Annotated in this window: 12 protein-coding genes; all 12 read right to left on the bottom strand. The window is 71.5% G+C overall.

Annotated features, from left to right (window positions below):
- Nucleotides 1-165: 165 nt before the first annotated feature.
- The gene (gene lgt / locus Q0P88_RS02355; protein ID WP_295010679.1) at nt 166-1,167 is read right to left on the bottom strand and encodes a prolipoprotein diacylglyceryl transferase; all 1,002 of its coding nucleotides are present in this window, start codon (nt 1,165-1,167) and stop codon (nt 166-168) included.
- A 29-nt stretch (nt 1,168-1,196) separates the two neighbouring features.
- Complete coding sequence (gene trpA, locus Q0P88_RS02350) at nt 1,197-1,985, bottom strand: tryptophan synthase subunit alpha (RefSeq protein ID WP_295010678.1); 789 nt, start codon at nt 1,983-1,985, stop codon at nt 1,197-1,199.
- A complete protein-coding gene (trpB, locus tag Q0P88_RS02345; RefSeq protein WP_295010677.1) occupies nt 1,982-3,211 on the bottom strand; it encodes a tryptophan synthase subunit beta in 1,230 nt (409 codons plus the stop codon). The genes trpA and trpB overlap by 4 nt, the downstream gene beginning before the upstream one ends.
- Nucleotides 3,208-4,020 (bottom strand): indole-3-glycerol phosphate synthase TrpC, encoded by an 813-nt coding sequence (gene trpC / locus Q0P88_RS02340; RefSeq protein WP_295010676.1) that lies wholly within the window; start codon nt 4,018-4,020, stop codon nt 3,208-3,210. Before trpC ends, trpB begins: the two co-directional genes overlap by 4 nt.
- Nucleotides 4,020-4,250, bottom strand: a complete 231-nt coding sequence (locus Q0P88_RS02335) for a DUF6704 family protein (protein ID WP_295010675.1) — start codon at nt 4,248-4,250, stop codon at nt 4,020-4,022. Before Q0P88_RS02335 ends, trpC begins: the two co-directional genes overlap by 1 nt.
- 78 nt (nt 4,251-4,328) lie before the next feature.
- Nucleotides 4,329-4,916: a Trp biosynthesis-associated membrane protein gene (locus tag Q0P88_RS02330; RefSeq protein WP_295010674.1), complete on the bottom strand. Its 588-nt coding sequence runs from the start codon at nt 4,914-4,916 to the stop codon at nt 4,329-4,331.
- Nucleotides 4,913-5,296: a phosphoribosyl-AMP cyclohydrolase gene (gene hisI, locus Q0P88_RS02325; protein WP_295010673.1), complete on the bottom strand. Its 384-nt coding sequence runs from the start codon at nt 5,294-5,296 to the stop codon at nt 4,913-4,915. The genes Q0P88_RS02330 and hisI overlap by 4 nt, the downstream gene beginning before the upstream one ends.
- Nucleotides 5,293-6,084, bottom strand: a complete 792-nt coding sequence (gene hisF, locus Q0P88_RS02320; RefSeq protein ID WP_295010672.1) for an imidazole glycerol phosphate synthase subunit HisF — start codon at nt 6,082-6,084, stop codon at nt 5,293-5,295. The genes hisI and hisF overlap by 4 nt, the downstream gene beginning before the upstream one ends.
- Nucleotides 6,084-6,926: an ATP phosphoribosyltransferase gene (gene hisG, locus Q0P88_RS02315; protein ID WP_295010671.1), complete on the bottom strand. Its 843-nt coding sequence runs from the start codon at nt 6,924-6,926 to the stop codon at nt 6,084-6,086. Before hisG ends, hisF begins: the two co-directional genes overlap by 1 nt.
- Before the next feature lie 38 nt (nt 6,927-6,964).
- Nucleotides 6,965-7,228, bottom strand: coding sequence for a phosphoribosyl-ATP diphosphatase (locus Q0P88_RS02310; RefSeq protein ID WP_295010670.1), 264 nt, complete (start codon nt 7,226-7,228; stop codon nt 6,965-6,967).
- Entirely contained in the window at nt 7,225-7,914 is a 690-nt protein-coding gene (rpe, locus tag Q0P88_RS02305) for a ribulose-phosphate 3-epimerase (protein ID WP_295010669.1), read from the bottom strand. The genes Q0P88_RS02310 and rpe overlap by 4 nt, the downstream gene beginning before the upstream one ends.
- Nucleotides 7,915-7,921: 7 nt before the next feature.
- On the bottom strand, nt 7,922-9,337 hold the full coding sequence (locus tag Q0P88_RS02300; RefSeq protein ID WP_295010783.1) for an RsmB/NOP family class I SAM-dependent RNA methyltransferase: 1,416 nt from the start codon (nt 9,335-9,337) through the stop codon (nt 7,922-7,924).
- Nucleotides 9,338-9,367 lie beyond the last annotated feature (30 nt).

Below are 9,367 nucleotides of genomic sequence, written 5' to 3'. Positions count from 1 at the left end.
TGTTTCGGGGGAAAGGCACCGGAGGCACCGTGGGGAGGCTGGAAGGACACCAGTCACCGTCCTCAGAATTCAGATGAAACCGGGGACGCCGTCGGCCCGCTCGTTCCGTGCATGGTCTCCGGTGGACGTCTGTCCACCGGCGCGAGGCTCCTGTCGGTGCCGTTCTCAGGGGCGGGAGGCGCCGCTCGTGGCGACATCCTCCGCGCGATTCGCGTCGTCCTGAGGCTCGCTCAGGTCGACGAAATCATCGGGGTTTTGCGATTCTACAACAGCGTTCTTCGGCTGGCGGCCCGGCTGGTACGCCGAGGGCTCGAAACCGGGATGACGGCGGGTCTGCACGATGAGGATGACGATGCCGAGGACGACGCCCGCGAGGGCTGCCCACACGTTCGTGCGCAGGCCGAAGTAGATCTCGCTCGGATCGATGCGGATCGACTCCCACACGGCGCGACCCGCTCCGTACCAGATGAGGTACACCGCGAACAGCTTGCCCCACTGCAGACGCAGCCGGCGGCCCAGCCAGAGCAGCACGATGCAGCCGAGCGTGTTCCAGATCACCTCGTAGAGGAAGGTCGGGTGGAACAGCGTCCCCTCGGCGAGGCCCGGGGGGAACGCGGGGTTGCTCGATTCGATCTCGAGACCCCAGGGAAGGTCGGTCGGCAGGCCGAACAGCTCGTGGTTGAACCAGTTTCCGAAGCGACCGAACGCCTGGGCGAGGATCAGGCCGGGTGCCAGCGCATCCGCGAAGGTGGAGAAGCGCACGCCGGTCCACTTGCAGCCGAGCCACGCTCCGATCGCCCCGCCGATGAGGGCGCCGAAGATCGCGATGCCGCCTTCCCAGATGGCCCAGACGGATCCAGGTTCGAAGGGGTTCCAGGTGTTCTTGCCCGGCCCGAAGTAGAAGCCGGGATGCGTCACCACGTGGAAGATCCGCGCGGCGATGATCGCGAGCGGGACGGCGATGATGCAGATGTCCACCACGACCCACCGTTCCGCACCGCGCCGGGTGAGCCGGTGGTTCGTCAGGAACGTGGCGACGATGATGCCGGCGATGATGCACAGCGCGTAGTAGTGGATCGTCAGCGGTCCCAGCGAGAAGGAACTGCTCGGCGGGCTCGGAATGCTGGCGTGCACGCCGAGACCGGCGTTTAGGAGCGCGAGGGACATGCTCACGAGTCTACGGCGTCACGCCGCCGTCACCGCGCCAGCGGGGTGCCCGTGGCGAGCTCGCGCGTGACCTCGGCGAGGCGCTCCACTCCCCCGTCGCGCAGCGCCCGCACGAGCGCCGTGCCGACGATCGCACCATCGGCGTACTCGAGCACCCCGGCGATCTGCTCCGCGGTCGAGATGCCGATGCCGACGCAGGCACGCGCGGCACCCTGCGCACGGAGGCGGCCGACGAGGGTGCGCGCGGCCTTGTCGAGCTCGGCCCGCTCCCCCGTGATCCCCATCGTCGACACGGTGTAGACGAAGCCCCGCGACGAGGACGCGACGAGAGCCAGGCGTGCGTCGGTGGACGTGGGCGCCGCGAGGAAGATCCGGTCGAGCCCGGTGCGGTCGCTCGCGGCGATCCACTCCGGCGCCGCCTCGGGGGTGATGTCGGGGGTGATGAGGCCCGCCCCTCCCGCAGCGAGGAGGTCGTCGGCGTAGCGGCCGACGCCATATTGCAGCACGGGGTTCCAATACGTCATGACGACCACGGGGACGTCCACTGCGGCCGTGATGGCCGCGACCGCCGTGAACAGGTCCCGCATCCGGAACCCGCCGGCCAGCGCGGCCTGAGTGGCCTCCTGGATGATGAGGCCGTCCATCACGGGGTCGCTGTAGGGCGGTCCCAGCTCGATGATGTCGACACCGTTGCGCGCGAGCGCGATGGCGGCGTCGATGCTGGTCTGCAGATCGGGGTAGCCCACGGGGAGGTACCCGATGAATGCGCCGCGCCCGTCGTCGTGCGCGCGCTGGATCGCTTCCTCGACCCGGCTCATGCTCCGGCTCCGTTCCCGGCGGCGCCGTCGTCGTAGAGACCGAAGTAGCGCGCTGCGGTGTCCATGTCCTTGTCACCGCGCCCCGAGAGGCACACGGCCAGGATCGCGTCGGAGCCGAGCTCACGTCCGATCCGGATCGCACCCGCCAGAGCATGGGCCGACTCGATCGCCGGGATGATGCCCTCGGTGCGACTCAGCAGGCGCAGCGCCTGCATGGCCTCGTCGTCGGTCGCCGGGATGTACTCGGCGCGGCCGATGGCGCTCAGCCAGGAATGCTCCGGCCCCACGCCGGGGTAGTCGAGGCCGGCGGAGATGGAATGGGACTCGACCGTCTGCCCGTCCTCGTCCTGCAGCACGTACGTGCGTGCGCCGTGCAGCACGCCCGGTCGCCCCCGTTCGATCGATGCGGCGTGCTTCGGGGTGTCCACGCCGTCGCCGGCGGCCTCCACCCCGTACAGGCGCACCTCCGGGTCGTCGAGGAAGGCGTCGAACATGCCGATCGCGTTGGATCCGCCGCCCACACAGGCCAGCACCGCGTCCGGCAGGCGTCCGGCCTCATCGAGCAGCTGCCGCCGCGCCTCCTCGCCGATGATCTTCTGGAAGTCGCGCACCATCGCCGGGAACGGATGAGGCCCTGCGGCGGTGCCGAAGATGTAGTTCGTCGTCTCGACCGTCGCGACCCAGTCGCGATACGCGTCGTTGATCGCGTCCTTGAGCGTGCGCGATCCCGTCGTGACCGGCACGACCTCCGCACCCAGCAGCCGCATCCGGGCGACGTTCAGGGCCTGGCGCTCCGTGTCCACCTCGCCCATGTAGATCGTGCAGTCCAACCCGAAGAGCGCCGCGGCGGTGGCCGTCGCGACGCCGTGCTGGCCCGCTCCGGTCTCCGCGATCACGCGCGTCTTGCCGAGCCGCCGCGTGAGCAGCGCCTGGCCGAGGACGTTGTTGATCTTGTGCGAGCCGGTGTGGTTGAGATCCTCCCTCTTGAGGAAGATCCGCGCGCCGCCCGCGTGCTCGGCGAATCGCGGCACCTCGGTGATCGGCGAGGGGCGGCCCGCATAGGAGTGCAGCAGGGTCGAGAGCTCGGCCTGGAAGGCGGGATCGAGGATCGCGGCCTCGTAGGCCTCGGTCAGCTCGTCGATCGCGGCGATGAGCGATTCGGGCATGTAGCGACCGCCGAAATCGCCGAAGAACGGCCCCGGCTGGTCGCGCAGACTCTGGGTCACAGGGACTCCCTCCGGTCGTTCCGCGCGTCACCGGCTCCGGCGTCGAGGAACGAATGCAGCGTGGCGACGGGGTCGCCCGTCACGAGCGCCTCCCCGATGAGGACGGCGTCGGCGCCCGCGGCACGATAGTGGGCGACGTCGGCCGGGGTGAGCACCGCGGACTCCGCGATCTTCACGGACGACGAGGGGATGCGCTCCACGAGCCGTCCGAACAGGTCGCGGTCCAGATCGAGCGTGGTCAGATCGCGCGCGTTCACCCCGATGAGATGAGCGCCGAGGTCGATCGCGACCTCGAGCTCCTCGGCGGAGTGCGTCTCGACGAGCGGCATCATGCCCAGTTCGAGGATGAGCGCGTACAGGCGCTCCAGATTCGCGCGCTCGAGGCCCGCGACGATCAGCAGTGCCAGGGAGGCGCCCGCCGCGCGCGCCTCGAACACCTGGTACGGCGTGGCGATGAAGTCCTTGCGGAGCACCGGGACGTCCACGGCGGCGGTGACGGCCTCCAGGTCCTCCAAGCGGCCGCGGAACCGGCGCTCCTCCGTGAGGACGCTGATCGCCGACGCGCCGCCCTGCTGGTAGAGCGAGGCCTGGCGGGCCGGGTCGGGAATCTCGGCGAGGGCGCCGCGCGAGGGGCTCGCGCGCTTGACCTCCGCGATGATCCTCACCGCGTCGCCCGGCGCGAGCGCACTGCGGACGTCCAGGGCCGGTTCCCGTTCGAGGGCGGCACGCTCGACGACCGGGAGCGGACGCTCCCGTTCGCGTCGTGCCGCGTCCTCGACTGCGCCGGCCGTGAGGTCGGCGAGGACCATCAGTGGGCCTTCGGCTGGTACTTCGGACCCTTCGAGCCGTAGCCGGCCTTCGCGAGCACCCAGCCCAGGATGGCGCCGATCACGATGAGCGCGACGCCCACCCAGACGACCACGGGCACGTCGAGGAAGAACGCGGTGGTGCCGACGGCGAAGCCGAGCAGCATGACGACGACCGCGGTCCAGGCGGCCGGCGAGTGTCCGTGTCCGGGATCGGCGATGGGGTTGCTCATGTTCTCCTCCGAGCTGCAGTGGGTCGTCTCAAGTCTATCGGGGTCGTCCCGCCGCGCGTGGCCGACGGCGGGCGGGTGTCACCGCGTGGGATCCGTGCCGCGGCTGAGCTCGTCCCAGCTCTCCACCGGATCGACCGGCCCGTCGTGCGTCGTGGCAGAGGTCTGGTAACGCCGCCCTCCGGTGCGCCAACGGCCCGCCATCACGAGCGCGAGCACGGCGCCGAGGACGAGCAGGATCCAGCCGGTGACCGCGATCCAGGGCCAGGCGGTCAGGCCGATCGAGTGCACGACGTCGCTCAGGGCCGCGTCCCCCGCGAGCCCCGTCGCCTTCGTGAGCGCGGGCGCTGCCGCGTCGAGGGGATGCAGCAGCACGATGCGCAGCGTGAGCACGAGCGTCACAGCACCGACGGCGAGAGCCAGCGCGGCGAAGACCCGCCGCGCGACCGGTCCGACCAGGGCGAGCGCGGCGTCGAGGGCGAGCACGGTGAGACTCAGCGGCGCGAGGAGCGGGACCGCGGCGTTGCCCGCCACGTCGAGCACCTCTCCCCCGTCGGCGCGGGTCACGGTCAACCAGGTCTGGGTCGAGGAGAGCACGCCGATGCCTCCGGCGAGGAGGATGAGCAGCAGCGCCGTGGACTTGGCCCGACGTCCGAGCAGGGTCTTCACGCCCCCGGCTCCAGCCCCGGCGTGCCGTCGCCGATCACCGGCCGCAGATCGACGCTGTCGAAGCAGGTGCGGGTCCCCGTGTGGCAGGCGACCCCGACCTGGTCCACGAACAGGAGGACCGTGTCGCCGTCGCAGTCCAGGCGGGCGCCGCGCACATGCTGGACGTGTCCCGAGGTGTCGCCCTTGCGCCAGTAGCGCTGGCGGGATCGCGACCAGTACGTGGCCCGGCCCGAGGTGAGCGTGCGGCGCAGCGCCTCCTCGTCGGCCCACGCCATCATCAGGACCTCCTTCGTGTCCCACTGCTGCACGACGACCGGCACGAGCCCGTTCTCGTTCCACGTGACGCCGGCGAGCGCCGCGTCCAGATCCGTCTCGGTCATCGTGCGTCCTCCGCGCCCCGCTCGGTGCGCCGCACGGGGATCCCCGCCGCGGCCATCGCGTCCTTCACCTCGCCGATCGTGAGCTGCCCGGAGTGGAAGACGCTCGCGGCCAGCACCGCGTCGGCGCCTGCGGCGATCGCCGGGGCGAAATCCGCGACCCCTCCGGCACCGCCCGAGGCGATCACGGGCACGCTGGACACCTCCCGCATGAGCCGGACGAGCTCCAGATCGAAGCCGTCCTTCGTCCCGTCCGCGTCGATCGAGTTCACGAGCAGCTCGCCCGCGCCGCGCTCGATCGCCTCGCGCGCCCAGTCGACCGCGTCGAGATCGGTCTCGGAGCGGCCCCCGTGCGTGGTGACGACGAAGCCGCTCGCGGTCCGCGGAGTGCGCCGGATGTCGAGGGAGAGCACGAGCACCTGCGCCCCGAACCGGTCGGCGATCTCGCCGATGAGGGCGGGGCGGGCGATCGCCGCGGAGTTGACCCCGACCTTGTCCGCCCCGACGGCCTGCAGACGGGAGACGTCGTCGACCGAGCGCACGCCGCCCCCGACCGTGAGCGGCACGAAGACCTGCTCCGCGGTGCGTCGCACGACGTCGTAGGTCGTGTCGCGGGCGTCGACGGTGGCCGTGACGTCGAGGAAGGTGATCTCGTCCGCCCCCTGGGCGGCGTAGTGCCTCGCCAGCTCGACGGGGTCGCCCATGTCGCGCAGGTTCTCGAAGTTCACGCCCTTCACGACGCGTCCGGCCGCCACGTCGAGGCACGGGATGACGCGTGCAGTGAGGCTCATCAGAGCCTCGCCGCGTGGATCGCGGTGACGAGGATGGCCCGGGCTCCGAGCGCGTAGAGCTGATCCATGACCTGGTTCATGCCGCGCCGCGGCACCATCACGCGGACGGCCACCCAGGACGGATCCTTGAGCGGCGACACCGTCGGGGACTCGCGGCCCGGTGCGATCGCCGCGGCTCGATCCACGAGCTCCGCCGGCAGGTCGTAGTCGAGGAGCACGAAGCGGTGTGCGACCAGGACGCCGCGCAGGCGCCGCAGGAGCGTCTCGGTGCCCTCCGCGTCGCCGGGCCGGCTGATCAGCACCGCCTCCGACTCGATGATGACCGGACCGAAGATCTCCAGGCCCGCTTGGCGCAGCGTGGTCCCGGTCTCGACGACGTCCGCGATGGCGTCGGCGACGCCGAGGCGCACCGCCGACTCCACGGCACCGTCGAGAGGGACCAGCTCCGCCTCGACGCCGTGCTCGCGCAGGTAGTCGTCGACGAGGCCGGGATAGGCCGACGCGATGCGCACGCCCGCCAGATCCTCGAGCGTCGCGAAGCGACCGGGAGGAGCGGCGAAGCGGAACGTCGATCGCGCGAATCCCAGCTGCTCGATCTCCCTGGCGGCCGGACGGCGGACGTCGCGGAGCAGATCGCGCCCGGTGATGCCGACGTCGAGGGCGCCGGAGGCGACGTAGGTGGCGATGTCCCGCGGGCGCAGGAAGAAGAACTCGACGTCGTTCTCGGCGTCGATCACGTGCAGGGTCTTGGCGTCGCGGCGGCCGGCGTACCCGGCCTCCGCGAGCATCTCGGCGGCGGTCTCGGAGAGCGATCCCTTGTTCGGGACGGCGATGCGGAGCATGGGTGGTCTTTCGTTCGAAGCGGTCCGGGGAGGGCGCTTCACAGATGTCGGTAGACGTCCTCCAACGTCATGCCCTTGGCCAGCATGAGCACCTGCAGGTGGTACAGCAGCTGGGAGATCTCCTCGGCCGCGGCCTCGTCGGTCTCGTACTCGGCGGCCATCCACACCTCGGCCGCTTCCTCCACGATCTTCTTGCCGATCGTGTGCACGCCCGCGTCGAGTTCGCGCACGGTCCCGGATCCCTCCGGGCGCTCGGCCGCCTTGCGGCTCAGCTCGGCGAACAGTTCGTCGAAGGTCTTCACGCTTCCAGGCTACCGGCTCGCGCGATGGCCCGGAGCCGCGTGACCGCCGCCTCGATGTCGTCGGATCCGTACACGGCCGACCCCGCGACGAACGTGTCGGCCCCGGCCGCGGCGGCCTGTGCGATCGTCTGATCGGCGATCCCGCCGTCGACCTGCAGCCACACGTCCGATCCGCGACGGCGCGCCTCGTCCGCGAGCGCACGCAGCTTGGGCATGGTCTCGGGCATGAACCCCTGCCCTCCGAAACCGGGCTCGACCGTCATCACCAGGATCTGGTCGAACTCGTCGAGGACGTCGAACAGCGGCTCCGCCGCCGTGCCGGGCTTGATCGCGATGCCCGCGCGCGCGCCGATGTCCCTGAGCCGACGCGCGAGCGCGACCGGATCCGCAGCGGCCTCCAGGTGGAAGGTCACGCTGGCCGCGCCGAGCTCCGCGTAGCCCGGCGCCCAGCGGTCGGGGTCGGTCATCATCAGGTGCACGTCGAGCGGGATCGGGCTGGTCTGCTGGATCCGCTCCACCATCTGCGGGCCGAACGTCAGGTTGGGCACGAAATGGTTGTCCATCACGTCGACGTGCACGAAGTCGGCGGACGCGATGCGGGCGAGCTCCGCCTGCATGTTCGCGAAGTCGGCGGCGAGGATCGACGGGTTGATCCGAGGGGCGGCGGGCAGCGGCTCGAGCGTCATGAGTCCATTATCCGATCGGTTCCTCGGCCCGCTTGTGCAGGAGGGCGAGGAACATCGCGTCGGTGCCGTGGCGATGCGGCCACAGCTGCGCATGCCCCGCACCGCTCGACGGCTCGGGCAGATCGATCGGGCTGTGCGAGACGCGGGCGAGGGCGGCACGCGCATCGAGCTCCACGACATCCGCGTGATCGCGCAGCGCCGTCTGCACGACGGCGGCGGTCTCGGCCAGATGGGGCGAGCAGGTGACGTAGGCGAGGACGCCGTCCGGCGCGAGCGCGTCGAGCGCGGAGCCCAGCAATTGCTCCTGCAGCATCGCGAGCTCCGGCACGTCGGCGGCGGTCTTGCGCCAGCGCGCCTCCGGTCTGCGCCGCAGCGCCCCCAGTCCCGTGCACGGCGCGTCGACGAGGATGCGGTCGTAATGCGCGGGGCGTTCGGCGCCGACGGTCCGCCCGTCCTCCTCGGTCACGTCGACCGCCAGCGGCACGGCGGCGACCGCACGACGGACGAGCCCGGCGCGGGCAGGCACCACCTCGTTCGCATCGAGGGTCGCTCCGCTACGGAGCGCTTCCGCCGCGAGGAGCGCGGTCTTGCCGCCCGGGCCGGCGCACAGGTCGAGCCAGCGCTCGCCGGGCCGGATCGGGCGGGCTCCAGCCAGCGCGAGCGCGACGAGCTGCGAGCCCTCGTCCTGCACGCGGATCCGTCCGCCGCTCTCGGCGACGACGGCTCCGGGGTCGCCACCGCCCGAGCCGAACGCGGTCTCGGCGAAGGGACGACGGGGCTCTGACGGCTCTGCGAGGCCGGGCAGGGCGACGAGCGTGACCTCGGGTGCCGCGTTGTCCGCCGCGAGCAGCGCCTCCAGCTCGTCCTCGCGTCCTTCCGCGGCGAGGGCGCGACGCAGGGCGCGGATGATCCAGACGGGATGCGCGAAGCGGAGCCCCAGGCGCTCGTCGTCGGAGCGTGCCGCGCTCTCGATCCGCGCCGTCCACTCCTCGGCGGAGTGTCCGGCGACCGAGCGCAGCACGGCGTTCGCGAAGCCGGACGCACCACGGCCGGCCTCGGTCGCGACGAGGTTCACGGTTTCGTTCACGGCGGCGTGCGTCGCGACCCGCGTGTTCAGCAACTGGTGCACGCCGAGACGGAGCGCGTCGAGTACGGGTGGGTCGATCTCCGCGACGGGGCGACCGGCCGCTTGCGCGATGACCGCATCGTAAGTGCCCGCGCGTCGCAGGGTGCCGTACGCGAGCTCGGTTGCGAGCGCGGCGTCGGCGGCGGAGAGCCCCGCCTCACGGATCGCCCCCGGCAGCAGCAGGTTCGCGTACGCGTCGGAGTCGCCGACCGCGCGGATCACGTCGTAGGCGACGCGCCGCGCCGGCTGCACCTCGCGCGGACGGGGGCGTCCGCCCTGAGCTCTGGCCTGACCCATGGCCTGGCCCCGGTCTCTGCCCGGGCGTCC

This window comes from uncultured Microbacterium sp. (assembly GCF_945952435.1).
GTDB lineage: Bacteria > Actinomycetota > Actinomycetes > Actinomycetales > Microbacteriaceae > Microbacterium.
This window is presented reverse-complemented; position numbering and strand designations above follow the sequence as displayed.